The sequence below is a fragment of the Pseudomonas sp. FW305-28 genome (genome assembly GCF_017351395.1).
Lineage (GTDB): Bacteria > Pseudomonadota > Gammaproteobacteria > Pseudomonadales > Pseudomonadaceae > Aquipseudomonas > Aquipseudomonas fluorescens_AA.
In genome coordinates this window covers 1-24,906 of sequence record NZ_JACNDD010000100.1, presented here as the reverse complement: position 1 = coordinate 24,906, position 24,906 = coordinate 1, and the positions used below count along the sequence as shown (strand labels likewise).

Here is a 24,906-nt window from a genome sequence, read left to right as displayed (position 1 = left end):
CTCGCTCCCACAGAGGGCTTTGGCGGCTCTGAAGCAGGGTTCAGGGTTGGCTATGCCAACCTGCCAACAGCCCCGGCAGTTCGGTCAGGCTGCGAATTTCCGCATCCGGTACATGGTCGGCATTCCAGGGCTTGCCTGCCGGGTTGAACCACACCGCGCGCAGGCCGGCCTGTTGGGCGCCGGCGATGTCGTCGCCCGGGTGATCGCCAACGTGCACGGCGGTCTGTGCCGTGGCGCCGCCGCGCTGCAGGGCTTCGTGGAACAGCCGGGCGTCAGGCTTGGCGATGCCGATGTCTTCGGCGCACAAGGCGAACTTGAAGTAGTCCGCCAGCCCCAGGCGTCGCACGTCGGCGTTGCCATTGGTGACCACGCCGAGGGCGAAATGATTGGCCAGGATTTCCAGGGTGGGCTGCACCTCGGGAAAAATCTCCAACTGATGACGGGCGTGCAGGAACGTCTCGAAGGCCTGGTCCGCCAGTTCAGAGGCGTGCCACTGGTCGTAGCCGGCTTCCTGCAAGGCACGGAACAGCACCCGCCGGCGCAGCGCACTGATGCGATGCTTGAGGTTGGGTTCTTCGCGCAACACTTGCTCGCGAATCGAAAAAAGATGCTCCACCGGTAGCCCGCCCAGGTTCGGTGCGTTGTCGCTCAGCCATTGGCGGAGTATGGCTTCGGCGCTGGCGATTACCGGGGCGGTGTCCCACAGGGTGTCGTCCAGGTCGAAAGTGATGAGTTCGATGGTCATGATTCGTCGCCCTTGATGCGTTTGGCCCTGGGGTGGGCACTGTCGTAGACCGTCGCCAGGTGCTGGAAGTCCAGGTGGGTGTAGATCTGTGTCGTCTTGATGTCCGAGTGGCCCAGCAGCTCTTGAACGGCGCGCAGGTCCTGGGAGGATTCCAGCAGATGGCTGGCGAAGGAGTGCCTGAGCATGTGTGGGTGCAGGTTCTGCCCCAGCTCGCGTTCGCCGGCGGCCTTGACCCGCAGCTGAATCGCCCGCGGGCCGAGGCGCCGACCGCGTTGGCTGACGAATACCGCGTCGTCGGTGGGGTTGGCCAGGGCCCGCAGGGGCAGCCACAGTTCCAGGGCTTCACGGGCCTTGCGGCCGACGGGCAGCAGGCGGGTCTTGCTGCCCTTGCCGAGCACCTGGACCATGCCGTCGGCCAGGTCCAGTTGATCCAGGTTAAGCCCCGTCAGCTCCGAAAGCCGCAGGCCGGAAGAATAGAACAGCTCGAGAATCGCCTGGTCGCGCCGGGCCAGGAAGTCATCTTCGACGGCGCCTTCAAGCAATTGCAGGGCGCGGTCGGTGTCGAGGGTCTTCGGCAGCCGGCGTTCGCCCTTGGGCGGTGCCAGGCCGGTGGCCGGATCGTGATCGCACAGGCCTTCGCGATTGAGGTAGTGATACAGGCCGCGCACCGCCGACAACAGTCGCGCCAGGCTGCGGGAGGACTGTCCCTGTTGGTGCAGGCGGGCGATCAGGCTGCGCAAGCGCTGGATGTCCAGGGCCGACCAACTGCCGATGTTCTGCTTCTGGCACCAGCCCAGCACTTTTTCCAGGTCGCGGCGATAGGCCAACAACGTGTGGGGCGACACCTGACGCTCACTGCGCAGGTGTTCGCAGTAGGCGTCCAGTTGCCGCTCCATCATCAGCGTACCGAGCGCAGCGAACCGGCGACTCTTGGCAGCACCCGGCCGGTGACTTCGGCGATGTAGCTCAAGAAGAGCGTGCCCACCGAACTCTTGTAGTGCTGCGGATCGCGGCTGGCGATGGCCAGCACGCCGTGCACGCCCTGGTGGGCGATGGCGACGACGGCGGTGGAGCCGATCTGCTTGCGCTGTTCTTCGCCGAACAGGAAGTCCAGCTCATGTTCGCGCAGGCTGCCGCTGACGCTTTTGTTTTCCGTGAGCAGGCCGCCGATGGCCGTCTGCGCTTCGGCGTGGGTCACCCAGCGGCCCACCGGCATGGCGTTGTCGCCAAACAGGATCAGGCTGACAAAGGGCACCTGGAAGTCCTGGCGCAGGCTGTCTTCGACGCTCATGACCAGGTCTTCGAGGGTGCTGGCGTCCATCAGGGCCAGGATCAGCCGACGGGTCTTGTCGAAGAGCCGGTCGTTGTCCCGGGCCACGTCCATCAGGTGCGAAAGACGATGGCGCATTTCGATGTTGCGCTCGCGCAGGATCTTCATCTGGTGCTCCACCAGCGACACGGTGTCGCCGCGCCGGTGGGGGATGCGCATCGTCGCAAGCAGTTCTTCATGCTCGACGAAGAAGTCCGGATGAGCCTCCAGGTAAGCGGTCACCGCCGCGACTTCTGGAAGGCTGGGAGATTCGTCGGGCTGTGGGGCTGGAACCTGTGGCTGATCGGTCATGGGTTTGGCTCACTCAAAGACGAACTTGTCCTTCGTATACGCGCACTGCCGGGCCGGTCATCATCACCGGTTGGCCAGGGCCCGCCCATTCGATGGACAGGCGCCCGCCGGGCAGGTCGATCAACAATGGCGAATCCATCCACCCCTGGCTGATCGCAGCGACGGCAGCGGCACAGGCGCCGGTACCGCAGGCCTGGGTTTCCCCGGCACCGCGCTCCCAGACGCGCAATTGTGCGCGGTGACGGTCGATGACTTGCAGGAAACCGACATTCACCCGCGCGGGGAAGCGCGGATGGTGTTCGATTTTCGGCCCCAGCTCATGCACTGGGGCGCTGTTGATATCGGCCACTCGCAGCACGGCATGGGGGTTGCCCATGGAGACTGCCGCCAGTTCCACCGTGTTGCCATCGACTTCCAACGGATAGCTCAGGGCCTGGGCCGGCGCTTCGAATGGAATGTCCGCCGGTACCAGGCGCGGAGCGCCCATGTTGACGCCGATCTGGCCGTCGCTGCGCACATCCAGTTCGATGATGCCGCTCTTGGTCTCGACGCGGATCTGCCGCTTGGCGGTCAGGCGCTTGTCCAGCACGAAGCGGGCGAAGCAGCGCGCGCCGTTGCCGCATTGCTCCACTTCCGAACCGTCGGCGTTGAAGATCCGATAACGGAAATCCACGTCCGGGTTGTTGGGCGCCTCGACGATCAGCAACTGGTCGAAACCGATACCGGTGTGCCGGTCTCCCCATTGCTTGGCATGCTTGGGCAGGATATGCGCGTGCTGGCTGACCAGGTCGAGGACCATGAAGTCATTGCCCAGGCCGTGCATCTTGGTAAAACGCAGCAGCATGGTTTTACTCCGGCAGCAGGCTTTCGCCGGCAAACAACTCGGCTACCGTCTCGCGGCGACGCACTTCGAATGCCTGATCACCGTCCACCAGCACCTCGGCGCAACGGCCGCGGGTGTTGTAGTTGGAACTCATGACAAACCCGTAGGCACCGGCCGAATGCACGGCCAGCAAGTCGCCTTCTTCCAGCGCCAGCTCTCGACCCTTGGCCAGGAAGTCACCGGTTTCGCAGATCGGCCCGACGATGTCGTAGGGGCGGGCCGCGGTGTCGCGAGGGCGCACGGCGGTGACGTCCATCCACGCCTGGTAGAGCGCCGGGCGGATCAGGTCGTTCATCGCCGCATCGACGATGGCGAAATCCTTGTGCTCGGTGTGCTTGAGGTATTCGACCTGGGTCAGCAGCACGCCGGCATTGGCCACGATATAGCGGCCGGGCTCGAACATCAGCGCCAGGTCACGGCCTTCGAGGCGCTCGCGCACCGTCTTGATGTAGTCGGCCACCAGCGGCGGCTCTTCATCGCGATAGCGCACGCCGACACCGCCACCCAGGTCGATGTGGCGCAGGTAGATGCCGCAGTCGCCGAGGCGATCGACCAGCGCCAGCAGGCGGTCGAGGGCATCGATGAAGGGTTCGAGGGTGGTCAGTTGCGAGCCGATGTGGCAATCGACACCCAGCACTTCCAGGTTCGGCAGCTGGGCGGCGCGTACGTACACGTCCTCGGCGTCGGCAATGGCGATGCCGAACTTGTTTTCCTTCAGGCCGGTGGAAATGTACGGGTGGGTGCCAGCGTCGACGTCCGGGTTCACGCGCAGGGAAACCGGCGCGCGAACGCCCAGCTCGGCGGCGACAACCTGCAGGCGCTCCAGCTCATCGGTGGATTCGATGTTGAAGCAGTGCACGCCGACTTCCAGGGCGCGGCGCATGTCTTCGCGGGTCTTGCCGACACCGGAGAACACGATCTTGTCGGCGCTGCCGCCCGCGGCCAGTACGCGCTCGAGCTCGCCACCGGAGACGATGTCGAAACCGGCACCCAGGCGCGCCAGGACATTGAGCACGCCCAGGTTGGAGTTGGCCTTGACGGCGAAACATACCAGGTGCGGCATGCCGTCGAGAGCATCGGCGAACGTCCGATACTGGGCTTCGATGTGGGCACGGGAATAGACATAGGTCGGCGTGCCGAAACGTTCGGCGATCGCGGACAGGGCAACTCCTTCCGCGAACAGCTCCCCGCCACGGTAGTTAAAAGCGTCCATGGCGTTCCCTTAGTAAGTGGTGTGGGTGTCGTGCGAGTGTGTCTTGGATTGCGACGACTTGGCCTGTTCTTCAGGGGACTTGCTGTCATCAGGCAGGTACAGCGGACCTTTTTGACCACAGGCTGTCACGAGGCAGGCAACCGCGACGAGCGCAGCAAGGGAAGAGATCAGGCGCTTCATGGCGAAATCCTTGAAAATGCGTTAATTGCGCCGGAGTATACCGGCCACCCGTCAGCTTGCCTATGCAACGGGGCGCCCGTCCGGCGGCACTGTTGTCGTTGATCGGTATATCCTTTGCAATCGCCGGGCGGCGTCCGTATCTTGCGGCGCTTGAGCATGAGCAGACATTTTCGAGGTTGCCGCAAATGAGTTTGAGTGAAGCCCGTTTCCACGATCTGGTCGATGCGACCCAGCAAACGCTGGAGGATGTGTTCGATGACAGTGGCCTGGACATTGACCTGGAAATCTCCGCCGGTGTACTCACCGTCAAGTTCGAAAACGGCAGCCAACTGATCTTCAGTCGCCAGGAGCCGTTGCGGCAGCTGTGGCTGGCGGCGGTCTCCGGTGGCTTTCATTTCGACTACGACGAGGAAAGCGAGCGCTGGATGTGCGACAAGAGCGAAGAGCAACTGGGCGAGATGCTCGAGCGCATCGTCAAGCAGCAGGCGGGCGTGGAACTCGAGTTCGAAGGCCTGTGACGGCGTGATCCAGACCGCCCCGCCACGGCCCCCCAAGCCGCTCTACAGCAACGTCAGCCCCGCCGTGCCGTCGCCGTGCACCAGCGTGTGCAAGCTGGATGAACAGAAGGTCTGCCTCGGCTGTTTCCGCCATGTGGAGGATATCCGCGAATGGCGCTCGGCCGATGATGAGCGCCGGCGGGTCATCTGTGCCGAGGCGCTCAAGCGCAGATCCCTGTAGGAGCTGCCGAAGGCTGCGATCTTTTGTTCTTGATCTTTGCGGTTTTCGCTTGAGGCTCAATTGCTCGGATCAAGATCGCAGCCTCGTTGCACTCGTCAGCTCCTACTGATAGTGTCCGGCTACGCCTCAATTCGTCGAGGCCCGTGAAAACCCCGCCTTTTTGTGGCGGGGTTTTGCTTTTTTTGTGCAGAAGAAAGGAGTCTGCCTGGATCATGACCGCACCTTCCATCACCCTTACCCGCCTGGACGTACAGCGTCTGGAACGCCTGATCGACAGTCTTGATGAAACGCTGCCAGGCGTGATTGCGTTGCAAACCGAACTGGATCGCGCCGAGAACGTGGTGGGCCACGAAGAAGTGCCTGCCGATGTCGTGACCATGAACTCGCGTGTGCACTGCCGCGAAGAAAGCAGCGGCAAGGACTATCACCTGACGTTGGTTTATCCACAGGACGCCAATGCCGACGAAGGCCGGATCTCGATCCTGGCGCCAGTGGGCAGTGCCTTGCTGGGCCTGAAGGTCGGCCAGCACATCGACTGGCCGGCCCCGGGCGGCAAGACGTTGAAGCTGACCTTGCTGGACGTCGAATACCAGCCCGAAGCAGGCGGCGACTTCCACCTCTGAGTGCCCGGGCGCTTCAGACCAGGGCCAGCGCCTCGTTCAGGGCGCGTTCCAGGTCGGCCTTGTAGCGCAGGTACAAATTGCTTGAGCAGGCCCCGTCGTCCACCAGCCCCGAGAGGTCCAGGTCGGTGATGTAGCAGCGATAGCGCTGGGCTTCGCGGCGCTGTTCGACGATCTCCCTGGCGACCACGCGGAACAGTTGGTCGCCATGTTCCAGTTCGGAAAACTCCTGCTGATCGCAGTACAGGGTGACGTGCACCTGTCCGTGCGCCGCTTTGCCGATGATCGCCTGCACGTCATAGAACGGCTTGTTGACCGGTGTCTGTGGGGCTTGCCGCGCTTCGATCCGGCGCGCCCGGCCACCTGAAGGCAGCAACTGGTAGTACAGGGTTTCCAGGGTCAGCGGCTGGGCGGCGTCCAGCGGCAGCAGGGCGTCGCGGCGGTACAGCACCGATTGCAGAAAGCGCTGCAGTGGCACCAGCAGGCTTTGTTCGTCGTGATAGGGCAGGTGTTGTTGCCACAGCGCGTTGAATTCATCGAGCACGTACAGATCGGCTTCGTCCTCGTTGGTCCGGTAGAACACCTGGATGCACTCGGGCTGGCCCATGGGCAGGATCAGCGCCAGGTCGTGGTCTTCCAGGGCCATCGGGTCCAGGTGCAAGGGGCTGTAGGCCGTCAGTTCCTCGCCCAGGTAATCCATCAGCGCCGACAAACTGCCCAGGGCCACGTGATTGACATGACCGGGCACCAGTTCCAGCACGTGGTAATGCTGCTGGACCTGAAGCAGGTAGCGGTGATTGAGCCTGCTCAACAGCAGGGTCTGCGCCGTTTCGATCACTTCCTCGACACGCCGCGCAATGAATTGGGCGCGGTTGTGGCAGAAGCAGCGCACCTGCAAGCGCGGCTGGCGCTGGGTGACGGGCAGGTCGTTGAGGTAGTCGCGCAGGCAGTCGAGCAGGGCGTGTTCGCCGTCGAAACGGTTGACCAGCACTTCATTCCAACTGTTGAGCGTAACCTGGTCGAGGGTCAGCACCAGGTTTTCCCGGACCCCGGCATAGCTCAGGGAGTCGGTACGCTCGGTGGTCATCAGGATATTCAGGTCGCGATGGTGCTTGAGCGGATCGACGCCGACGTTCACCAGGATCAGCACTTCACTGGGCACGCTGGCGCGCAGTAACTGCGCTTCATCCACCGTGACCAGGGGCAGGGCGATGGACTGTTGCAGGCTGCCCAGCAGGTTGAACAGTTCGAACTCGCTCAGGTCGCTGTCACCTGGGTGCAGCGCCAGGCGCGTGCTGCTGTCGATCACGCCGTTGCGATGGCACCAGGTCAGCAGCTCCAGCAACTCGCGGCAACGCTTGATGGGCGCGAAGTTCTCCCACTCCAGGGCGTTGAGGCTGCCGTTGTACAGGCCCCACTGGTTCTGCCCCGGTTCCTTCTTGTTGGGTGATTGGACCAGCGTCAGGGTGTCTTCGGCCAGATCCGGCGCGATACCGGGGTTGATGAACTCGACCTTGTCGGCCTTGCGCTCAAAGGCGGCATACAAGCGCCGGCCAAGCACGTTGAGATCGCGCTTGTTGATCAGGCTGACGGTTTTCTCGGTGCGGGCGAACTGGGTCAGGAAGCGGTAGCTGTGGGTGAGTTCGTTGACCAGTGCGCGCCGCTCGTGGCTGACCTGGCGGACTTTCCACTGGCTGCGGCTGTCCAGTAATGCCAGTTGACGCTGGTCCCAGCCCCATTCCCGGGCCAGTCGCTCAAGCAGCACCCGTTGCCAGCCACTGCTGCGCGCCTGGCCGGTGAGTTTGCGATTGACCTTCAGGTACAGCGCACGGCGGATCAACTCCAGGCGTTCGGGTTCGCCACGGGCATTGAGGTATTCCTCGATGCGGCGGTAAACCAGCATGTACGGGTCCAGCTCTTCCAGGTCCAGGCGATTGGCGAACACGGCCTGTTTGAAGCGCAGGCTCAGGCAGCGCACGTTCGGGTGTTCGCTGGCATAGACCTCGGTCAGCAGCAGCTTGAGCACGGACTTGTAGGGCGATTCGATACCCTTGAACAGCTGCCAGAGCCCGGCGCCGACGAATTCGCCCGGCGGAATATAGGCCAGGTGTCCCAGGTCCAGGGTTTCATCCGCGCGAATGAAGCGCTTGGACATCAGCGTATGGGTGTACTGCTCGTAGTTCTCTTCTTCATAGACCGGTACCAGCCACCAGATCGGCGTGCGCCCGGCCAGCCAGATCGCAGTGCGGTAGAACTCGTCCAGCAGCAGGTAATGCTGGGTGGTGCCGCAATCGTCGGAGCTGAGCTGGTTGTCCCGCTCGCCCCGCACGAAACGCGCCGGGTCGATCAGGAAAAAGTGGGCTTCGGCGCCCTGGGTCGCGGCCCAGATCTCCAGCAACTGGCATTTCTTGCGCAGTTCGGCCAGTTCATCGTCGTTCAGGTCCGGTCCGTGGCACACCCACACGTCCATGTCGCTCTGGTCGGCCTGGGCCAGGGTGCCGAGGCTGCCCATCAGGAACAGGCCAAGGATCGGTCGCGGCGGATTGCTGCCGTGCCGGGGCTTGTAGGAAAACGAACGGGTCAGCCGCTGGGCTTCGGCAAGGACATTGGCGTCGGGCTCGTAGTTCGACAGCCCGGCGGGCGTGCTGCCGGAGACGTAGCCGGGCAGCAGCGGATGGTTGACGTGGAAAAACAGCGGCAGCAGCGTCAGTACGCCTTGCTGGCGGGGCGACAGGCCTTCGAGGGCGCGCTCCAGCCGCACGGTGTTGAGCTTGAGAAAACGTGCGCGCAACTGGCTCAGCACCTTGCGGTCGATTCCCTCGTCCAGATCGGGGCGTATTTCGTGATTGCGGGTCATGTCTGCTCAAACCGGCTTGCGGCGTCGAACGTGGGGTGATGGCAGGTTAGCGCCCGGTCTTGGGAATACTTAAGCTGAAAACAGGATTTTTGATGCCGGTTCTTTACGCCGGGCGCCAGTGCGCCTGCGGAAATCCCGTAGAGGAGATTTCCGTGGGCGGCAGGGGGATCAGGCGGCTTCTTGTTGAACGCTGAGTATCGTCAGGACGGTTTGGACATTTTGGGCGGCATCCCGTCCCAGGCTGGTCAGGTAACCACCGTCGGGCTGGGTGATCAGGTCTTTCTCGTACAAGCGTTGGGCAGCGGCAATCGCTTTAGGGGCAGCGGTCTGATGAATTTTCAGGCCTTCCTGGGAACTGTCCAGGTTGAAGAGTGCAAGGATTTCCAGTTCGGCAACCAGCTCAGGGGTAAGCGACATAAGGACTCCAGACTTTCTAGGAATTTGGTCGACAGCGTCACTAAGGTGAGCGCACTCGGCCGAGCTGTCCAGTGTCAGTGTCATGGTTTTTTTGTTTTGGGTGGCAAGAGAAGCCATTTGTCGTGGCGAGGGAGCTTGCTCCCGTTCGGCTGCGCAGCAGTCGTTAAGCTATTGGGGCCGCTTCGCGCCCCAGCGGGAGCAAGCTCCCTCGCCACAGAAGCAACTTTGCCTGTCGGTTCAGTTCTTTTCCGGCGGCAACTCAGGCAGGGCGCGCAATGCGGCTTCGTACCATTGGGTATCGAACGGGCGATCTTCTTCCAGGATCGCATCGATCTCCACCGCCAGCACATGGGCCATCAGATTGAGGATTTCTTCGCGCTCATAACCGACCAGGGTCAACTTGTTGAAAGTGGCCTTGGCCGCAGGCGGATTGTCACTTTCGATCTGGTTTTCGATGGCTTGGATCAGCGTGTTCTCGACGAATTCTTCTTCGTCGTTGTCGATGTCGGTTGGCTCGCTCATGGCAGGCTCCTGTAAGAAAGGTCGCCAGTTTACCTGCATTCAGCGGCGTGATGCGCCTGGCAAGAACCCCCTCGACGGTCTATAACGCAAGGCTGCCAACCCCGCACGGCCTGGAGGCTTTGTAATGCTCAAGCTTTATGGTTTCTCTGTCAGTAATTATTACAACATGGTCAAGCTGGCACTGTTGGAGAAGGGCGTGCCCTTCGAAGAAGTGCAGTTCTTTGGTAGCCAGACCCCGGAAGCCCTGGCCATCAGCCCGCGCGGCAAGGTGCCGGTGTTGAAGACCGAGCAGGGTTTTATCAACGAGACCAGCGTCATTCTCGAATACATCGAGCAAACCCAATCGGGTAAAACCCTGCTGCCGACCGACCCGTTCGAGCGCGCCCAGGTGTTGGCCTTGTGCCGGGAAATCGAGCTGTACATCGAGCTGCCGGGGCGGGCCTGCTATGGCGAGGCGTTTTTCGGCATGACAGTGGCCGATGCCATCAAGGAAAAGTCCAAGTCCGAATTGCTGCTGGGGTTCGCCTCGCTCGGCCGGCACGGCAAATTCTCGCCCTATGTGGCGGGCGACAGCCTGAGCATTGCCGACCTGTATTTCTACTACAGCCTTTCGCTGGCCTTGCAAGTGGGCAGGAAGGTCTTCGATATCGATTGGCTGGCGGACATGCCGGCGGCCAAGGCGCTGATGGAGCGCTTGGAACAGAACCCGAACGTGCGGCGGATCGCTGCGGACAGGGAGGCAGAGATGCCGGCATTTTTGGCGATGATTGCCGCCAAGAAGTGAGCTTTTCGGTGATTTGAAGTCAGCTATCGCGAGCAAGCTCGCTCCCACATTTGAATCTCTGAATGTTCACAAAGGGTGTGTTCACCGTAGATCCATTGTGGGAGCGAGCTTGCTCGCGATGCTTCTGGCTTTTAGCGGCTGGCGAGCAACGCCTGGCCGCGCACAACCGCTGCCTTGACCTGCGCCGGCGCGGTGCCGCCGATGTGGTCACGGGCATTGACCGAGCCTTCGAGGGTCAGCACGGCAAACACGTCCTGCTCGATCTGGTCGCTGAACCGGCGCAGTTCGTCCAGGCTCATTTCCGCCAGGTCCTTGCCGGTGTCCACGCCGTATTTCACGGCATGGCCGACAATTTCGTGGCAATCACGGAACGGCAGGCCACGGCGCACCAGGTAGTCGGCCAGGTCGGTGGCGGTGGAGAAGCCACGCAGGGCCGCTTCGCGCATCACCGCGTGCTTGGGCTTGATGGCCGGGATCATGTCGGCGAAGGCCCGCAGCGAGTCGCGCAAGGTGTCGGCGGCGTCGAACAGCGGTTCCTTGTCTTCCTGGTTGTCCTTGTTGTAGGCCAGCGGCTGGCCTTTCATCAGGGTCAACAGGCCCATCAGTGCGCCGAACACCCGGCCGCTCTTGCCGCGCACCAGTTCCGGCACGTCGGGGTTTTTCTTTTGCGGCATGATCGAGCTGCCGGTGCAGAAGCGGTCGGGCAAATCGATGAATTGGAACTGCGCGCTGGTCCACAGCACCAGCTCTTCGGAGAAGCGCGACAGGTGCATCATCGCGATGCTCGCGGCGGCGCAGAATTCGATGGCGAAATCGCGGTCCGAGACGTTATCCAGCGAGTTGCCGCCCACGGCGTCGAAGCCCAGCAGTTGCGCGGTGTATTCACGATCGATCGGGTACGTGGTGCCGGCCAGCGCGGCGCTGCCCAGGGGCATGCGGTTGGTGCGCTTGCGGCAGTCCACCAGGCGCTCGTAGTCGCGGCTGAGCATTTCGAACCAGGCCAGCATGTGATGCCCAAACGTTACAGGCTGAGCCGTCTGCAGGTGCGTGAAGCCCGGCATGATGCTTTCGGCCTCGCGCTCGGCCTGTTCCAGCAGGCCTTTTTGCAAGCGCGTGATTTCGCCCAGGATCAGGTCGATTTCATCCCGCAGCCACAGGCGGATGTCGGTGGCGACCTGGTCGTTGCGGCTGCGGCCGGTGTGCAGCTTCTTGCCGGTCACGCCAATGCGGTCGGTCAGGCGTGCTTCGATGTTCATGTGCACATCTTCAAGGTCGACGCGCCAGTCGAACTGGCCGGCCTCGATTTCCGTCTCGATGGTCTTCAGGCCATCGATGATGCTGTCGCGCTCGGCATCGGTCAGCACGCCGACCTTGGCCAACATGGTGGCGTGGGCGATCGAGCCCATGATGTCGTGGCGATACAGGCGCTGGTCAAAGTTGACGGAGGCGGTGAAGCGGGCGACGAAGGCGTCGACGGGTTCACTGAAGCGGCCGCCCCAGGACTGATTGGTCTTGTCAGTGCTCATGAATTCGCTCGTGATCGGCTGTGGAAAAAGTAGCGGTTAAAGGCTGCGGCGGATGATAGCAGGGTTGCCGGGACTGGCGCTGGCACTGGTCGGCAGGTTTTTTCGATCGAGGCCTGGGATCCAACCGGGTTTTCGCACAACGATATTTTTCAATTGAGCAATATCGTCGTGGCAACCGTCTACAGTGGACGGTAGGACTTTTGCTTTTTCCATCCATGGCGCACCGGACACATAGAAAAAGGGGGAGCTCATATTGGTCAGATCGACAGTTAACAATCCCTACGGCAACGCCGTGCGACAACGGGCCTCGGGCATCGGTCGGCAAGCGCTGGTAAAGATAGGCAACCGCCTCGCGGCACTTTTTGGCCCTCGAGCGAGTCTTAGCGTGGATCGCGGTGACGGATGTCACTTCCCCTGTCTACGCTATCCTTGTGCGAGACTCACGCAGGAATCCAGCGCAATATGAATGTCCTGATCGTTGATGACGAACCACTGGCCCGCGAGCGCCTGAGCCGAATGGTTGGCGAGCTCGAGGGTTACAGTGTCCTGGAGCCGAGCGCCACCAATGGCGACGAGGCATTGGCCCTTATTGACAGCCACAAGCCGGATATCGTGCTGCTCGACATTCGCATGCCTGGCCTGGATGGCCTGCAGGTGGCGGCGAAGTTGTGCGAACGAGAGTCGCCGCCCGCCGTGGTGTTCTGTACCACCCGGGACGACTTTCCACCCGAGGTGTTGCAGGCCGGTGCCGTGGGTTACCTGGTCAAGCCGGTGGCGTCCGAGGCGTTGCTCGAAGCCTTGCGCAAGGCCGAGCGACCCAACCGCGTGCAACTGGCGGCGCTGACCCGTCCGGCCGCCGAAAGCGGCAGTGGCCCACGCAGCCACATCAGCGCGCGCACCCGCAAAGGCATCGAGTTGATCCCCTTGAACCAGGTGGTCTATTTCATTGCCGACCATAAATACGTGACCTTGCGCCATGAGAGTGGCGAGGTGTTGCTGGACGAACCTCTCAAGGCCCTTGAAGACGAGTTCGGCGAACGCTTTGTACGCATCCACCGCAACGCCCTCGTGGCCCGCGAGCGCATCGAGCGTTTGCAACGCACCCCCCTTGGGCATTTCCAACTGTTCCTCAAAGGCCTCAATGGCGACGCGCTGATTGTCAGCCGGCGGCACGTGGCCGGCGTGCGCAAGATGATGCAGCAGCTTTAAGCCAGGCGGTCCAAGGCGTTCAACGCGTTTCATTTCCAGGATCTGGCGGCCAGGGAGGCCTTGGGGTCGTGATTCAAATCAAAGCGGTTTTGACTGAGCTGTTATTATCTGCCGTATCTTTTAAGTACGGATTGATCCATGTCCCCTCGCGAGATCCGCATCGCCACCCGTAAAAGTGCCTTGGCCCTCTGGCAGGCCGAATACGTCAAAGCCCGCCTGGAATCGGCCCATCCCGGCCTGATCGTGACCCTGGTGCCCATGGTCAGTCGCGGTGACAAGCTGCTGGACTCGCCCCTGTCGAAAATCGGCGGCAAGGGGCTGTTCGTCAAGGAGCTGGAAACCGCGCTGCTGGACAACGAAGCCGACATCGCCGTGCATTCGATGAAAGACGTGCCCATGGACTTTCCCGAAGGCCTGGGCCTGTTTTGCATCTGCGAGCGGGAAGACCCGCGCGATGCGTTCGTCTCCAACACCTTTGCCAGCCTTGAGGCGTTGCCTGCCGGGAGCGTGGTCGGTACGTCCAGCCTGCGTCGCCAGGCCCAATTGCTGACGCGTCGTCCGGACCTGCAAATCCGTTTCCTGCGCGGCAACGTCAACACGCGCCTGGCCAAGCTCGATGCCGGTGAGTACGACGCCATCATCCTCGCCGCCGCCGGCCTGATCCGCCTGGGCTTCGAAGACCGCATCACCTCGGCCATCAGCGTCGACGACAGCCTGCCGGCCGGTGGGCAAGGGGCGGTGGGTATCGAGTGCCGCAGCGCCGACAGCGACATCCACGCCCTGCTGGCGCCGCTGCACCATGCAGACACCGCCACGCGAGTATTCGCCGAACGCGCGCTGAACAAACACCTCAATGGCGGCTGCCAAGTGCCGATCGCCTGTTACGCCGTGTTGGAGGGCGAACAGGTCTGGTTGCGCGGCCTGGTGGGGGATCCCAACGGGGGCCGGCTGCTCAGCGCCGAAGCCCGGGCACCGCGCCAGGATGCCGAGGCGTTGGGCGTGCGGGTGGCTGAAGACTTGTTGAGCCAGGGCGCCGCCGACATTCTCAAGGCGGTCTACGGCGAGGCCGGCCACGCGTGACGGGTTGGCGGCTGTTGCTCACCCGGCCGGCGGACGAGTCGTCGGCGCTGGCGGCTGTCCTGGCCGAAGCGGGGGTCTACAGCAGCAGCCTGCCGTTGCTGGATATCGAGCCGGTTCCGCTGTCCGAGGCCGGGCGGGCGATATTCCTGGCACTGGATCAATACTCTGCCGTGATCGTGGTCAGCAAGCCGGCCGCACGCCTGTGCCTCGAGCTGCTGCGCCAACACTGGCCCCAGCCTCCGGACCAACCCTGGTTCAGCGTGGGCGCGGCCACCGGACAGATCCTTGCCGATGCCGGCCTCACGGTGTTTTATCCCGATAACGGCGACGACAGCGAAGCCTTGCTGGAACACTTGGTCTTGCGCCAGGCTGTTTCGCGGCCCGACCCCAAGGTCTTGATCGTGCGGGGCGAAGGCGGGCGTGGCTTGCTGGCAGAGCGTTTGCGCGAGCAAGGTGCTAGTGTCGATTATCTGGAATTGTACCGCCGCCACCTGCCCAGTTACGGTGAAGGGGCGTTGCCGGCGATAGTCGAAGCGGAACGCTTGAACGCACTGGTGGTCAGCAGTGGGCAGGGCTTCGAGCATCTGCAGCGGCTGGCCGGCGAAGCGTGGCCGGCCCTGGCGCGGTTACCGTTGTTTGTTCCAAGCCCAAGGGTTGCCGAGATGGCGCGTGCCGCCGGAGCCCGAACAGTTGTGGATTGCCGTGGCGCCAATGCCGCGGCTTTGCTGGCGGCGTTACGGGAACACTCCGTGCCGTTTTCTAATGCAAAGGATGGATACGTGAGCGAAACAGCCTTGCCAAAAGAAGATCTAGACCAGCCAGCGATCGATGCGCCGGTTGAACCCCCGGCCCCAGTGGCGCCGCGCCGCGGCAACGGGCTGGCCATTGTTGCCTTGCTGCTCGGCGCCGCCGGTGTCGCCGTGGGCGGTTGGGGCGTGTGGCAGGTACGTCACCTGCAAACCAATAACCAGCAGCAGTCCGCCCAGGTCCAGGCGCTGAACGACCAGGCCCAGGCCCTCAAGCTTAACGAGCAACGCCTGAGCGAGCGCCTGGCGCAATTGCCCCCGGCCGAAGAGCTGGAGGAGCGGCGGCGCCAGGTGGCCCAGTTGCAAGGTGATCAGCAGCACCTGAGCCAGAGACTGGAAACCGTGCTGGGTGCCAGCCGCAAGGATTGGCGCCTGGCGGAGGCCGAGCATCTGTTGCGCCTGGCCAGCCTGCGTCTTTCCGCCCTGCAAGACATCGACAGTGCCCAGGCGCTGGTCCAGGGCGCTGACGAAATCCTGCGCGAACAGAACGACCCCGGTTCGTTCGCGGCCCGCGAGCAATTGGCCAAGACCCTCGCTGCGCTGCGCAGCACGGAACAACCGGATCGTACCGGGCTGTTCCTGCAACTGGGCGCCTTGCGTGACCAGGTGCTGCAACTGACCGAACTGGCACCCGAGTACAAGGATCGTGGAGAGTCGCTGCTGGGCCTGACCGCCGATGGCGATGGGGCCAGCCGGTGGGCGCAGTGGTGGGACCAGATCTCGCGCTATATCCGCATTGACTTCAACGCCGACGAGAACGTCCGTCCGCTGCTGGCCGGACAAAGCCTCGTGCAAGTGCGCCTGGCCTTGAGCCTGGCGCTGGAGCAGGCGCAATGGGCTGCCCTCAATGGTCAGGCGCCGGTATACACCCAGGCGCTGACCGAGGCCCGGGACGTGTTGAAGAACAACTTCAACCAGGACAATCCGCAAAGCAAAATCATGCTCGAACGCGTGGGTGAACTGTCCAGGCAACCGGTGACGGTGGTCACCCCGGACCTCACGGGCACGCTGAGCAGCGTCCAGGCCTACCTTGAACGCCGCAACCTCAATGCCCAGGAATCGGTCAAGCCGCTGCCCGCGCCAGGCGCGCAGGAGGCCACGCCATGAAGCGTCTCTACGTGATTCTGTTCGTGGTCATCGCTGCCGCAGCTTTGCTCGGCGTAGCGATTGCCGAGCATTCGGGTTACGTGCTGGTGGCGTACAAGAACTTCCGTTATGAAGCTGGCCTGTGGGTCACCCTGGCCCTGGTGGCGGTGCTCTGGCTGGTGTGGCGAGGCCTGAGGGCGCTGATCGGGTTGGTGACCACGTCCAGCGGCGTGGTCAACCCGTGGTCGCGACGCAACCGCAGCCGTCGGGTGCAAGTGGCGATCGAACACGGCCAGTTGGACCTGGCCGAAGGTCGCTGGGCCAGTGCCCAACGCCATCTGCATCGTGCCGCCGAAGCCGAGCGCCAGCCGCTGCTGTATTACCTGGGGGCCGCCCGCGCGGCCAACGAACAAGGGCTTTACGAACAGAGCGACAGTTTGCTCGAGCGCGCCCTGGAGCGTCAGCCCCAGGCGGAACTGGCCATTGCCCTGACGCACGCGCAATTGCAGATGGATCGAGGTGACACGGATGGCGCATTGAGCACGCTGCAAGCCATGCATGAGCGTCACCCCCATAACGCCCAGGTCCTGCGCCAATTGCAACGGCTGCATCAGCAGCGCGGCGATTGGTCGGCGGTGATCCGGCTGTTGCCGGAGCTGCGCAAGGATAAAGTCCTGCCGCCGGCCGAACTGGCTGAACTGGAGCGGCGTGCCTGGGGCGAAAACCTGACCCTGGCGGCCCACCGCGAGGAGGACGGCAGCGTCGGTTTGCAGTCGCTCAATCGCGCCTGGCAACAACTGACCTCCGCACAGCGCCAGGAGCCGGCGCTGGTGCTGGCCTATGCCGAGCAATTGCGCCAGTTGGGCGCCCAGGTCGAAGCCGAAGAGGTGCTGCGCAGCGCGCTCAAGCGTCACTATGACAGCCATCTGGCGCGCCTGTACGGGCTGGTGCGCGGCAGTGATCCGATCCGCCAGTTGCAAGCGGCCGAAGGCTGGCTCAAGGACCACCCTGCCGATCCGAGCCTGTTGCTGACCCTGGGGCGCCTATGCCTGCAGAACAGCTTGTGGGGCAAGGCGCGGGATTATCTGGAAAGCAGTTTGCGCGCCCAGCGCAATCCCGAAGCCTGCGCCGAACTGGCGCGCCTGCTGGCGCAACTGGGGGATGCCGAGCGCAGCAACCAGTTGTTCCAGGAGGGGTTGGGGCTGTTGGATGAGCGCCTGCTGGCCGCGCCGTTGCCGGTTCCGGCTCAGGTCTTGTCCACTTGAGATGAGTCATTGTGGCGCTCCCGCATGGGTGGGAGCAAAGCTTGCTCGCGAACAGGCACCTCGGTTTCTCAAAAGACCGCGTCGTCTTCATCGCGGACAAGCCTTGCTCCCACCGGTGACACCCGTTTGTTTTTGGGGCTTTGGTCATACCTTCAGCAAAGTCCTACAGCTGACCGCGCCGAATCCTCTTCGACCTGTCGGGAATTCCCTACACCCCTGATGAAGTGTCTGCGCGGGGCTGCCTTGAAAGGCCCGAGGGCTTTCCTCTACCGTAACTGCTTGTCTCTTCTGTTACGGAATCGCCATGTCTTTGGCCAGCTCACGCTTCTCGTTTCTCATGGCTTCCATCGCCGCCGCCCTGGCTTTGGGCATCAGCACTTATCTGGAGTATTCGGCCGGCCTGACGCCTTGCAGCCTGTGTGTCTTGCAGCGGTTGTGCCTGATGCTGTTCCTGGCGAACAGCCTCGTAGCGTGCGTACACGGTCCAGGCCAACGAGGCAGTCTCTTCTATGGCACCGCAGGATTGGTTTTTGCGACCGGGGGCATGACCCTGGCGTGGCGTCAGGTCCTGATGCAAAGCCACTCGTTCGAGCCGTTATCCGATTGTGCGGCACAGCTCAACCCGACGGGTTCGTGGTGGTGCGCGTTGCATCGTGTCCTCGACGGCACCGTCGACTGCGCGAATATCACTTGGACGTTGTTCGACCTGAGCATCCCCGAGTGGAGCCTGTTGTTTTTTCTCGCGGTGTCCAGCGCCATGACTTACCTGCTGCTGCGCCTTGCCTGGAGTGCTCTGGTACGACCGCTCAGCGGCGAGACGTCGCAGTTGGTCCGGGCCCTGGATTAAACACTTGTATGAACTTTATCTCCTGCGTACCTTGAAGCCGTTGTCGTGCGGGCATAATCTGGCCCGCACGTGTTATTGGAATTGTGCCGCTCGATCATGTTGTGTCTGGCTTGTCCCTGGTCATCAGGCGTGCACAGGCTGCGAGGGGGCATGACTCACAAGGGAAGAAATCACCATGCTCGAAAGTTGTCAGAATGCTCAGGAACGCTGGGGTGGAGTGCATCTGCTGATCGATCGCTGGCTGCAGGAGCGTCACGAACTGGTTCGGGCCTACGATGATCTCGGCGCCAAGCCTGAAGCCCTGAGCGAAAGCCGCAAACCCTTGCAGGATTTCTGCGGCGTGCTGGTCGACTATGTGTCTGCCGGTCATTTCGAGATATACGAACAACTGACGGGCGAGGCCAAGGCCTTCAACGACAAGCGCGGCCTTGAACTGGCCGAGACGATCTACCCGCGCATCGATGTCATCACCGAGAAGCTGCTGGCGTTCAACGACCTGTGCGATGAAGGCAAGTGCGTAGCGGAAAAATTCAAGGAGCTGGGCGGCTTGTTGCACGAGCGTTTCGAGTTGGAAGACTGCCTGATCGAAGTGCTGCACAACGCTCACAAGGAAGAAGCTGCGGTCCAGGCCTGAGGGTTCGCGGTCATGAAAAAACGGTGCGCATTGCGCACCGTTTTTCGTTGGACCAGGGCCAGCGTCAGGTCGTCGCGCCCAGCAACTCGATTTCAAACACCAACGGTGTGTACGGCGGGATCACATCCCCGGCCCCTTCAGCGCCATAGGCCAGGGACGACGGAATCACCAGCCGCCATTTCGCGCCGACCGGCATTTGCGGCAATGCAGTGCGCCAACCGTCGATCACACTGTCAAGATTGAACCACTGTGCCTGGCGGTTTGAATCGAAGACGGTGCCGTCTGGCAATCGACCGGTATACAGCACCTGGACCTTGCCGTGAGGGCCGGCTTTGGCGCCATGGCCCGGCTTGATTTCGGTCAGCAGAATGCCGTCGGCCAGTTGCTGGACACCGGGCCGGTTTTTTTCTTCGGTGAGAAATTTCTGCTCGGTTTTCAACGCGGCTTCGTCCTGCGGCGTTGTCGATGGCGCGTTCAGTTGCGCCTGGTGCTCGGCCAGGATCTGTTCGATGCGTTCATCTTTCAGGGCCAGCGGTTTGCCCAGGTAGGCCTGTTGCAAACCTTCGACCAAGGCTTTGATCTGCAAGTCCGGCACGTCCTGGCGCAGGCGTTCGCCGAGGCTCGCGCCCAGGCTGTAAGCCAGATCGTGGGCATCGTTTGCGCTGGTTTTTTCAACGGCCTGGACCGTGGCGCAAGCCATGCACAGGAATAAAAACAGGTGACGCGACATGTGTGCTCTCCGGCCTCGAATCGAGGAATTATGCCAGTGTCGATATCTGTAGAAGTGGATTGCCAAGGCTCTGGCGCAGAAGATTTTTCGTCCCTTGCAACGCAACGTCTTGTGTACTGTCAACATGCCCTAGCGGCGGTTGCAGCAGAGGTCTAGTATGAGCCGCACTCACGTCAGTCAGGAGGTAAACCATGTCGGCCACCAAGAAGCCTGTAAACACTCCGTTGCACTTGCTCCAACAACTCTCGGGCAGCTTGCTCGAACATCTGGAAAACGCCTGCTCCCAAGCCCTGGCTGATGCTGAAAAACTGCTCGCCAAACTGGAAAAGCAACGCGGCAAAGCGCAGGAAAAACTGCACAAGTCGCGCACCAAATTGCAAGACGCAGCCACCGCTGGCAAGGCCAAGGCACAAGCCAAGGCCAAAGATGTCGTGAAAGAGCTCGAAGACCTGCTCGATGCCCTGAAGGATCGTCAGTCCGAAACCCGCGCCTACATTTTGCAACTCAAGCGTGATGCCCAGGAAAGCCTGAAGCTGGCCCAAGGCGTCGGTCGCGTGCAAGAAGCCGCGGGCAAGGCGCTGTCGCTTCGTGCTGCCAAGCCTGCCGCTGTATCGGCCAAGAAGCCGGCGGCTAAACCCGCCGTGGCAAAAGCACCGGCCAAAGTCGCAGCCAAGCCTGCCGCCAAAGCACCGGCCAAGGCGGCCAGCAAGCCGGCTGCCAAACCCGTCGCTGCCAGCGCTGCAAAACCTGCGGCAAAAAAACCAGTCGCCAAGGCTGCTGCTGCCAAGCCTGCCGCAAAAACGGCGGCCGCTAAACCTGCCGCTGCCAAGCCTGCTGTAAAAGCCGCTGCTAAGCCTGCCGCTAAGCCTGCAACAAAAGTTGTAGCCAAGCCTGCCGCTAAAACCGCCGCCGCAAAACCTGCCGCGACGAAAACCGCTGCTGCTAAACCGGCTGCCAAAGCGGCGGTAAAAGCCACTGCCAAACCTGCTGCCGCCAAACCTGCTGCCAAGCCTGCGGCAACCAAAACGGCCGCGGCCAAGCCTGTTGCGAAAACGGCTGCCAAGCCCGTCGCTGCCAAAGCGCCTGCCAAAGTGGCGGCTAAACCCGCTGCCAAACCAGCCGCTGCCAAGCCTGCTGCCGCGAAGCCTGCTGCAGCGAAGCCAACGGCTGCCAAACCCGCCGCGACGGCCAAGCCAGCTGCCGCCAAGCCCGCCGCTAAACCGGCCGTGAAAAAGCCAGCCGCTGCAAAACCTGCGACTGCGCCAGCCGCCAAGCCAGCGACACCGGCTCCGACCGCGACGCCTGCGCCTACCGCCAGCACTCCGGCCTCGGCGACCAGCCCAGCCGCCGTTGCGCCGACCACCAGCAGCACCCCAACCAGCGCTTCCTAAGTGCCGGACACCGCGACGCGCAGCTGATGCAGCGCGTCGCGGTTCGCTGGGTCGGCACTCGCCACCAGCCGTTGCAGCCATAGCGCTGAATCGCTCCGTTGTTCCTCAGGCCAATCCTCGGCCGCCGCCTGCAATCGTTCCAGCAATCGTCGTTCGGCTTCCAATTCCAGTCGCTTGACCTGTTCGCGCAGGCTATCGAGTGCCGTGTCTTGCCGGGCACCGGTTTTCCACTGGCTGCGAAGCGCGCGCAAGGGCCTTACCACCTCTGCCTCCCAAGGCTCGGTCAATTGTCGAAGCTGTTGCAGCCGTTGTTCATTGCAGGCCACGCCGCGTCGTTCCAGCCACAGTCCGCAAAGCAGCAGGCAGACATTGACGCCGGCGCTCTGCAGCGTCAGGCACGCAGGCTCTACGCCAGGCTTGGCATAGAGGTCGAGGGAGAAACTCCACAGGTCAGGGGACATCGTGCTACTCGCGCCAGTTGCGAGCGAAGCTGGTAGACTCCGCCGCCATTATGATCCGACTTCAGAACCTGACTTTACAGCGTGGCCCGCAACGTCTGCTAGAAGACGCCGAGCTGACCCTGCACGCCGGCCACAAAGCCGGCCTCATCGGTGCCAACGGCGCCGGCAAATCGAGCCTGTTCGCCTTGCTGCGAGGCGAGCTGCACCCGGACTCGGGCGATTGCCTGCTGCCGGCCGACTGGCGTATCGCTCACATGCGCCAGGAGGTCGACACCCTCGATCGTCTGGCGGTGGACTACGTGCTCGATGGCGACCTGCGCCTGCGCCAGGTGCAACACGACCTGGCGGCAGCCGAAGCGGCCCACGACGGTGCCGCACAGGCCCGCCTGCACGCGGAACTCGACAGTGCCGACGGCTATACCGCCGATGCCCGCGCGCGCAAGTTGCTCGCCGGCCTGGGCTTTACCAATGAACAGATGGACCGCCAGGTCGGGGACTTCTCCGGTGGCTGGCGGATGCGCCTGAACCTGGCGCAGGCCCTGATGTGCCCTTCGGATCTGCTGCTGCTCGATGAACCGACCAACCACTTGGACCTCGACGCCATCATCTGGCTCGAAGATTGGCTCAAGGGTTACCCGGGCACGCTGCTGCTGATTTCCCACGACCGCGATTTCCTCGACGCGGTGGTGGATCACGTGGCCCATGTCGACCAGCGCAAGCTCACCTTGTACCGCGGCGGCTACAGTGCCTTCGAGCGCGCCCGTGCCGAACGCCTGGCCCAGCAACAGCAGGCCTACGAGAAGCAACAGGCGCAACGTGCGCACATGGAAAGCTACATCGCCCGCTTCAAGGCCCAGGCCACCAAGGCCCGTCAGGCCCAGAGCCGGATCAAGGCGCTGGAGCGGATGGAAGAGCTGTCGGCGGCCCACGTCGATTCACCGTTCGATTTTGTCTTCCGCGAATCGACCAAGATTTCCAGCCCGTTGATCGACCTGTCCGACGCGCGCCTGGGTTATGGCGACAAGACCGTGCTGGAGAAGGTCAAGCTGCAACTGACCCCGGGTGCACGGATCGGTCTGCTGGGCCCCAACGGTGCCGGTAAGTCGACCCTGATCAAGAACCTTTCGGGCGAACTCCAGCCATTGGCTGGCCGCCTGACCCGAGGCGAGAACACCGTCGTTGGCTATTTCGCCCAGCACCAGCTCGACTCCCTGGACTCCAAGGCCAGCCCGCTGCTGCACCTGCAACGCTTGGCGCCGACCGAGCGCGAGCAAACCCTGCGCGATTTCCTCGGTGGTTTCGATTTCCGCGGGGCGCGCATCGACGAGCCGGTGTTGAATTTCTCCGGTGGCGAAAAGGCGCGTCTGGCGCTGGCGTTGATCGCCTGGGGCCGGCCGAACCTGTTGCTGCTCGACGAACCGACCAACCACCTGGACCTGGAAATGCGCCTGGCCCTGACCATGGCCTTGCAGGAATTCACTGGCGCGGTGCTGGTGGTGTCCCACGATCGGCATTTGCTCAAGAGCACCACGGATAATTTCTTCCTGGTCGCCGACGGCAAGGTCGAGGAGTTCGACGGTGACCTGGAAGACTATGCCCGTTGGCTGGTGGAATACCGCCAGCGCAACGCGCCGGTCAGCAGCACGCCGGTCAACCCGGACAAGACCGACAAAAAGGCCCAGCGCCAGGCCGCCGCCGCATTGCGCCAGCAACTGGCGCCGCACAAGCGTGAGGCCGACAAGCTCGAAGCCGAGCTGGGCAAGCTGCATGAAAAGCTGCAGAAAATCGAAACCAGCCTGGGCGACAGCGGTCTCTACGAGGCGGCGCGCAAGGATGAGTTGCGTGACCTGCTGGCCGAACAGGCCAAGCTGAAGGTTCGGGAAGCGGAGCTCGAGGAGGCGTGGATGCAAGCGCTGGAACTGCTGGAAAACCTGCAAGCGGAGTTGGAGGCGTTGTCCTGATGGAAGCGTTGGCGTTGCCTGTTCCTGTCATGTGGATCGAGCCGATCTGGCTCGGTGTGCAAATCCTGCTGATCCTGGTGGCCGGTTATGTCTCGCAGCGCTTCGTCGCGCGTGCGCTCACAGGCCTGGGTGAGCGTTACCCGCTTCCACCCCAACTGGTGATTATCCTGCGGGGCGTGCTGCGCTGGCTGATCATGGGGACTGCGGTGCTGGTGGTGCTCGAACGCCTGGGCGTTTCGGCCACGGTGCTGTGGACGGCTCTGTCGGGTTTTGTCGCGGTGGCAGCGGTGGCGTTCTTCGCCATCTGGAGCGTGCTGTCCAACCTGTTCTGCGCCGTGTTGATCTACACCGTCGGACCGTTTCGCCTGGGCGATGTGGTCGAGCTGGTGGATACCACCGACAAGCCCGGCATCAAAGGGCGCGTGGTGGCGATCAATCTGCTGTACACCACGCTGATCGAGCCCGAGGAGCTCGGCACCGGCAGCGCCATGGTGCAAGTGCCCAACAGCCTCTTCTTCCAGCGCTCGGTACGGCGCTGGCGTGGCAGCGAAGCGTTTCCGGTGGGTGGGTTCGTCGAATAACCTGGCCTCGCCGATTGGCTTTTTTTGCAAAAAAGCGGTGGTCAATCCTGCGGCGGCGCATTAGCTTAGTCGTTTTCGACGAATCCGAGCCGAGGTGTGCAATGGTGCTGGAAACATGGCTGGCGTTTTTCGCCGCCTGTTGGGTGATCAGTCTTTCCCCGGGCGCCGGCGCCATTGCATCGATGTCCAGTGGCTTGCGCTACGGTTTTTGGCGCGGTTACTGGAATGCCCTGGGCCTGCAATTGGGCCTGGCGCTGCAAATCGTGATCGTCGCCGCCGGTGTTGGCGCGATCCTCACGGCGTCGGCCACCGCGTTCTATGCGATCAAGTGGTTCGGCGTGGCCTACCTGGTCTACCTGGGTGTCAAGCAGTGGCGAGCCATTCCCGGTGACATGACTGATGACGCGGCCCCGCGGCCCATCGGCAAACCCCTGGCACTGGTGTTTCGCGGCTTTCTGGTCAACGTCAGCAACCCCAAGGCGCTGGTGTTCATGCTGGCGGTGTTGCCGCAGTTCATCAATCCCCATGCACCGTTGATCCCGCAATACCTGATCCTGGGCGTCACAATGATCGTCGTCGATCTCATCGTCATGGCCGGGTACACCGGGCTGGCGTCCAAAGTCCTGCGCCTGCTGCGCACACCGAAGCAGCAACGGCGGATGAACCGCGCCTTCGCGGGTATGTTCATTGGCGCGGCGGGTTTGCTCGCGACGATTCGCAAGGCTGCGGTGTAAAGCAAAACCTGTGGC

The 24,906-nt window shown here is 62.7% G+C and carries 27 protein-coding genes and 1 pseudogene; 15 read left to right on the top strand and 13 right to left on the bottom strand.

Translation table 11 applies throughout. The features are described from left to right. Nucleotides 1–40: 40 nt before the first annotated feature. From J4E53_RS21320 to lptM, 6 genes are read right to left on the bottom strand one after another with little or no spacing between them, the layout of a single operon-like run. A complete protein-coding gene (locus tag J4E53_RS21320) occupies nt 41–745 on the bottom strand; it encodes an HAD family hydrolase (RefSeq protein WP_103310271.1) in 705 nt (234 codons plus the stop codon). Beyond that, the gene (xerC, locus tag J4E53_RS21315) at nt 742–1,641 is read right to left on the bottom strand and encodes a tyrosine recombinase XerC (RefSeq protein ID WP_103310272.1); all 900 of its coding nucleotides are present in this window, start codon (nt 1,639–1,641) and stop codon (nt 742–744) included. Before xerC ends, J4E53_RS21320 begins: the two co-directional genes overlap by 4 nt. A 2-nt stretch (nt 1,642–1,643) precedes the next feature. Further along, entirely contained in the window at nt 1,644–2,366 is a 723-nt protein-coding gene (locus J4E53_RS21310; protein WP_060740089.1) for a DUF484 family protein, read from the bottom strand. 13 nt (nt 2,367–2,379) lie between these two features. Beyond that, entirely contained in the window at nt 2,380–3,210 is an 831-nt protein-coding gene (gene dapF, locus J4E53_RS21305; protein WP_060740090.1) for a diaminopimelate epimerase, read from the bottom strand. A 4-nt stretch (nt 3,211–3,214) separates the two neighbouring features. Next, the gene (gene lysA / locus J4E53_RS21300) at nt 3,215–4,462 is read right to left on the bottom strand and encodes a diaminopimelate decarboxylase (protein WP_092174851.1); all 1,248 of its coding nucleotides are present in this window, start codon (nt 4,460–4,462) and stop codon (nt 3,215–3,217) included. A 9-nt stretch (nt 4,463–4,471) separates the two neighbouring features. Next, entirely contained in the window at nt 4,472–4,642 is a 171-nt protein-coding gene (lptM, locus tag J4E53_RS21295) for an LPS translocon maturation chaperone LptM (RefSeq protein WP_072406122.1), read from the bottom strand. 185 nt (nt 4,643–4,827) lie between these two features. Between lptM and cyaY the strand changes: the two genes are divergently transcribed. The 3 genes from cyaY (at nt 4,828) to rnk (ending at nt 6,003) form a co-directional block, all read left to right on the top strand. Next, on the top strand, nt 4,828–5,160 hold the full coding sequence (gene cyaY / locus J4E53_RS21290; RefSeq protein ID WP_060740092.1) for an iron donor protein CyaY: 333 nt from the start codon (nt 4,828–4,830) through the stop codon (nt 5,158–5,160). A gap of 4 nt (nt 5,161–5,164) precedes the next feature. Further along, the gene (locus J4E53_RS21285; protein ID WP_103310269.1) at nt 5,165–5,380 is read left to right on the top strand and encodes a DUF1289 domain-containing protein; all 216 of its coding nucleotides are present in this window, start codon (nt 5,165–5,167) and stop codon (nt 5,378–5,380) included. Between the two features lie 212 nt (nt 5,381–5,592). After that, nucleotides 5,593–6,003, top strand: a complete 411-nt coding sequence (gene rnk, locus J4E53_RS21280; protein ID WP_060740094.1) for a nucleoside diphosphate kinase regulator — start codon at nt 5,593–5,595, stop codon at nt 6,001–6,003. 13 nt (nt 6,004–6,016) lie between these two features. Here the strand turns inward: rnk and J4E53_RS21275 are convergent, their stop codons facing one another. The 3 genes from J4E53_RS21275 to J4E53_RS21265 all read right to left on the bottom strand — a co-directional run bounded on the left by J4E53_RS21275 (nt 6,017) and on the right by J4E53_RS21265 (nt 9,796). After that, nucleotides 6,017–8,857, bottom strand: a complete 2,841-nt coding sequence (locus J4E53_RS21275) for a class I adenylate cyclase (protein WP_103310266.1) — start codon at nt 8,855–8,857, stop codon at nt 6,017–6,019. A 168-nt stretch (nt 8,858–9,025) separates the two neighbouring features. Further along, on the bottom strand, nt 9,026–9,274 hold the full coding sequence (locus J4E53_RS21270) for a TIGR02647 family protein (RefSeq protein ID WP_060740096.1): 249 nt from the start codon (nt 9,272–9,274) through the stop codon (nt 9,026–9,028). 237 nt (nt 9,275–9,511) lie between these two features. Then, nucleotides 9,512–9,796, bottom strand: a complete 285-nt coding sequence (locus J4E53_RS21265; protein WP_060740097.1) for a hypothetical protein — start codon at nt 9,794–9,796, stop codon at nt 9,512–9,514. A 124-nt stretch (nt 9,797–9,920) separates the two neighbouring features. Between J4E53_RS21265 and J4E53_RS21260 the strand changes: the two genes are divergently transcribed. After that, complete coding sequence (locus tag J4E53_RS21260) at nt 9,921–10,580, top strand: glutathione S-transferase family protein (RefSeq protein ID WP_103310265.1); 660 nt, start codon at nt 9,921–9,923, stop codon at nt 10,578–10,580. Nucleotides 10,581–10,711: 131 nt separating this feature from the next. On the opposite strand, the gene argH is transcribed toward J4E53_RS21260, so the two are convergent. Both argH and J4E53_RS21250 read right to left on the bottom strand, forming a co-directional pair. Further along, nucleotides 10,712–12,106, bottom strand: coding sequence for an argininosuccinate lyase (argH, locus tag J4E53_RS21255; protein WP_092174831.1), 1,395 nt, complete (start codon nt 12,104–12,106; stop codon nt 10,712–10,714). A 36-nt stretch (nt 12,107–12,142) separates the two neighbouring features. Beyond that, nucleotides 12,143–12,319, bottom strand: a complete 177-nt coding sequence (locus tag J4E53_RS21250) for a hypothetical protein (RefSeq protein WP_158249665.1) — start codon at nt 12,317–12,319, stop codon at nt 12,143–12,145. A 249-nt stretch (nt 12,320–12,568) separates the two neighbouring features. On the opposite strand from J4E53_RS21250, the gene J4E53_RS21240 reads away from it, so the two are divergent. The 7 genes and pseudogenes from J4E53_RS21240 (at nt 12,569) to J4E53_RS21215 (ending at nt 19,033) form a co-directional block, all read left to right on the top strand. Then, on the top strand, nt 12,569–13,315 hold the full coding sequence (locus J4E53_RS21240) for a LytTR family DNA-binding domain-containing protein (protein ID WP_060740100.1): 747 nt from the start codon (nt 12,569–12,571) through the stop codon (nt 13,313–13,315). 138 nt (nt 13,316–13,453) lie between these two features. Further along, nucleotides 13,454–14,395 carry a hydroxymethylbilane synthase gene (gene hemC / locus J4E53_RS21235; RefSeq protein WP_060740101.1) on the top strand — a complete coding sequence of 314 codons (942 nt, stop codon included), beginning with the start codon at nt 13,454–13,456 and terminating at the stop codon, nt 14,393–14,395. Next, nucleotides 14,392–15,138: pseudogene (locus J4E53_RS30825) on the top strand (uroporphyrinogen-III synthase); the annotation flags it as partial. The gene hemC and the pseudogene J4E53_RS30825, both read left to right, overlap by 4 nt. 36 nt (nt 15,139–15,174) lie before the next feature. Then, nucleotides 15,175–16,308 (top strand): uroporphyrinogen-III C-methyltransferase, encoded by a 1,134-nt coding sequence (locus J4E53_RS30820; RefSeq protein ID WP_256587228.1) that lies wholly within the window; start codon nt 15,175–15,177, stop codon nt 16,306–16,308. Further along, complete coding sequence (locus J4E53_RS21225) at nt 16,305–17,552, top strand: heme biosynthesis protein HemY (RefSeq protein WP_060740102.1); 1,248 nt, start codon at nt 16,305–16,307, stop codon at nt 17,550–17,552. Before J4E53_RS30820 ends, J4E53_RS21225 begins: the two co-directional genes overlap by 4 nt. Before the next feature lie 304 nt (nt 17,553–17,856). Next, nucleotides 17,857–18,399: a disulfide bond formation protein B gene (locus J4E53_RS21220; protein ID WP_060740103.1), complete on the top strand. Its 543-nt coding sequence runs from the start codon at nt 17,857–17,859 to the stop codon at nt 18,397–18,399. Nucleotides 18,400–18,574: 175 nt separating this feature from the next. Further along, nucleotides 18,575–19,033 (top strand): Rsd/AlgQ family anti-sigma factor, encoded by a 459-nt coding sequence (locus tag J4E53_RS21215; protein ID WP_060740104.1) that lies wholly within the window; start codon nt 18,575–18,577, stop codon nt 19,031–19,033. 64 nt (nt 19,034–19,097) lie between these two features. Here the strand turns inward: J4E53_RS21215 and J4E53_RS21210 are convergent, their stop codons facing one another. Continuing rightward, nucleotides 19,098–19,763 carry an FKBP-type peptidyl-prolyl cis-trans isomerase gene (locus tag J4E53_RS21210; protein WP_060740105.1) on the bottom strand — a complete coding sequence of 222 codons (666 nt, stop codon included), beginning with the start codon at nt 19,761–19,763 and terminating at the stop codon, nt 19,098–19,100. 191 nt (nt 19,764–19,954) lie between these two features. On the opposite strand from J4E53_RS21210, the gene J4E53_RS21205 reads away from it, so the two are divergent. Then, nucleotides 19,955–21,154, top strand: coding sequence for an AlgP family protein (locus J4E53_RS21205; protein WP_207268183.1), 1,200 nt, complete (start codon nt 19,955–19,957; stop codon nt 21,152–21,154). On the opposite strand, the gene J4E53_RS21200 is transcribed toward J4E53_RS21205, so the two are convergent. Continuing rightward, nucleotides 21,151–21,615, bottom strand: coding sequence for a TIGR02444 family protein (locus J4E53_RS21200; RefSeq protein WP_103311374.1), 465 nt, complete (start codon nt 21,613–21,615; stop codon nt 21,151–21,153). The genes J4E53_RS21205 and J4E53_RS21200 overlap by 4 nt on opposite strands. A gap of 50 nt (nt 21,616–21,665) precedes the next feature. Here J4E53_RS21200 and J4E53_RS21195 point away from each other — a divergent pair, with 50 nt between their 5' ends. From J4E53_RS21195 to rhtB, 3 genes are all read left to right on the top strand, one after another. Further along, a complete protein-coding gene (locus J4E53_RS21195) occupies nt 21,666–23,576 on the top strand; it encodes an ATP-binding cassette domain-containing protein (protein ID WP_103311372.1) in 1,911 nt (636 codons plus the stop codon). Then, nucleotides 23,576–24,157 (top strand): mechanosensitive ion channel family protein, encoded by a 582-nt coding sequence (locus J4E53_RS21190; protein ID WP_060740109.1) that lies wholly within the window; start codon nt 23,576–23,578, stop codon nt 24,155–24,157. Before J4E53_RS21195 ends, J4E53_RS21190 begins: the two co-directional genes overlap by 1 nt. A gap of 101 nt (nt 24,158–24,258) precedes the next feature. Then, entirely contained in the window at nt 24,259–24,891 is a 633-nt protein-coding gene (gene rhtB / locus J4E53_RS21185) for a homoserine/homoserine lactone efflux protein (RefSeq protein ID WP_060740110.1), read from the top strand. Nucleotides 24,892–24,906: the final 15 nt, after the last annotated feature.

Coding starts and splice junctions, on each gene's coding strand:
- J4E53_RS21240 (WP_060740100.1), top strand. CDS start 12,569: ATGAATGTCCTGATCGTTGATGACGAACCACTGGCCCGCGAGCGCCTG.
- cyaY (WP_060740092.1), top strand. CDS start 4,828: ATGAGTTTGAGTGAAGCCCGTTTCCACGATCTGGTCGATGCGACCCAG.
- J4E53_RS21250 (WP_158249665.1), bottom strand. CDS start 12,319: ATGGAAAAAGCAAAAGTCCTACCGTCCACTGTAGACGGTTGCCACGAC.
- J4E53_RS21210 (WP_060740105.1), bottom strand. CDS start 19,763: ATGTCGCGTCACCTGTTTTTATTCCTGTGCATGGCTTGCGCCACGGTC.
- J4E53_RS21265 (WP_060740097.1), bottom strand. CDS start 9,796: ATGAGCGAGCCAACCGACATCGACAACGACGAAGAAGAATTCGTCGAG.
- J4E53_RS21220 (WP_060740103.1), top strand. CDS start 17,857: ATGTCTTTGGCCAGCTCACGCTTCTCGTTTCTCATGGCTTCCATCGCC.
- J4E53_RS21205 (WP_207268183.1), top strand. CDS start 19,955: ATGTCGGCCACCAAGAAGCCTGTAAACACTCCGTTGCACTTGCTCCAA.
- J4E53_RS21190 (WP_060740109.1), top strand. CDS start 23,576: ATGGAAGCGTTGGCGTTGCCTGTTCCTGTCATGTGGATCGAGCCGATC.
- dapF (WP_060740090.1), bottom strand. CDS start 3,210: ATGCTGCTGCGTTTTACCAAGATGCACGGCCTGGGCAATGACTTCATG.
- xerC (WP_103310272.1), bottom strand. CDS start 1,641: ATGGAGCGGCAACTGGACGCCTACTGCGAACACCTGCGCAGTGAGCGT.
- J4E53_RS21320 (WP_103310271.1), bottom strand. CDS start 745: ATGACCATCGAACTCATCACTTTCGACCTGGACGACACCCTGTGGGAC.
- J4E53_RS21225 (WP_060740102.1), top strand. CDS start 16,305: ATGAAGCGTCTCTACGTGATTCTGTTCGTGGTCATCGCTGCCGCAGCT.
- J4E53_RS21195 (WP_103311372.1), top strand. CDS start 21,666: ATGATCCGACTTCAGAACCTGACTTTACAGCGTGGCCCGCAACGTCTG.
- lysA (WP_092174851.1), bottom strand. CDS start 4,462: ATGGACGCTTTTAACTACCGTGGCGGGGAGCTGTTCGCGGAAGGAGTT.
- rnk (WP_060740094.1), top strand. CDS start 5,593: ATGACCGCACCTTCCATCACCCTTACCCGCCTGGACGTACAGCGTCTG.
- J4E53_RS21270 (WP_060740096.1), bottom strand. CDS start 9,274: ATGTCGCTTACCCCTGAGCTGGTTGCCGAACTGGAAATCCTTGCACTC.
- J4E53_RS21200 (WP_103311374.1), bottom strand. CDS start 21,615: ATGTCCCCTGACCTGTGGAGTTTCTCCCTCGACCTCTATGCCAAGCCT.
- J4E53_RS21215 (WP_060740104.1), top strand. CDS start 18,575: ATGCTCGAAAGTTGTCAGAATGCTCAGGAACGCTGGGGTGGAGTGCAT.
- rhtB (WP_060740110.1), top strand. CDS start 24,259: ATGGTGCTGGAAACATGGCTGGCGTTTTTCGCCGCCTGTTGGGTGATC.
- lptM (WP_072406122.1), bottom strand. CDS start 4,642: ATGAAGCGCCTGATCTCTTCCCTTGCTGCGCTCGTCGCGGTTGCCTGC.
- J4E53_RS21260 (WP_103310265.1), top strand. CDS start 9,921: ATGCTCAAGCTTTATGGTTTCTCTGTCAGTAATTATTACAACATGGTC.
- hemC (WP_060740101.1), top strand. CDS start 13,454: ATGTCCCCTCGCGAGATCCGCATCGCCACCCGTAAAAGTGCCTTGGCC.
- J4E53_RS21275 (WP_103310266.1), bottom strand. CDS start 8,857: ATGACCCGCAATCACGAAATACGCCCCGATCTGGACGAGGGAATCGAC.
- J4E53_RS21310 (WP_060740089.1), bottom strand. CDS start 2,366: ATGACCGATCAGCCACAGGTTCCAGCCCCACAGCCCGACGAATCTCCC.
- argH (WP_092174831.1), bottom strand. CDS start 12,106: ATGAGCACTGACAAGACCAATCAGTCCTGGGGCGGCCGCTTCAGTGAA.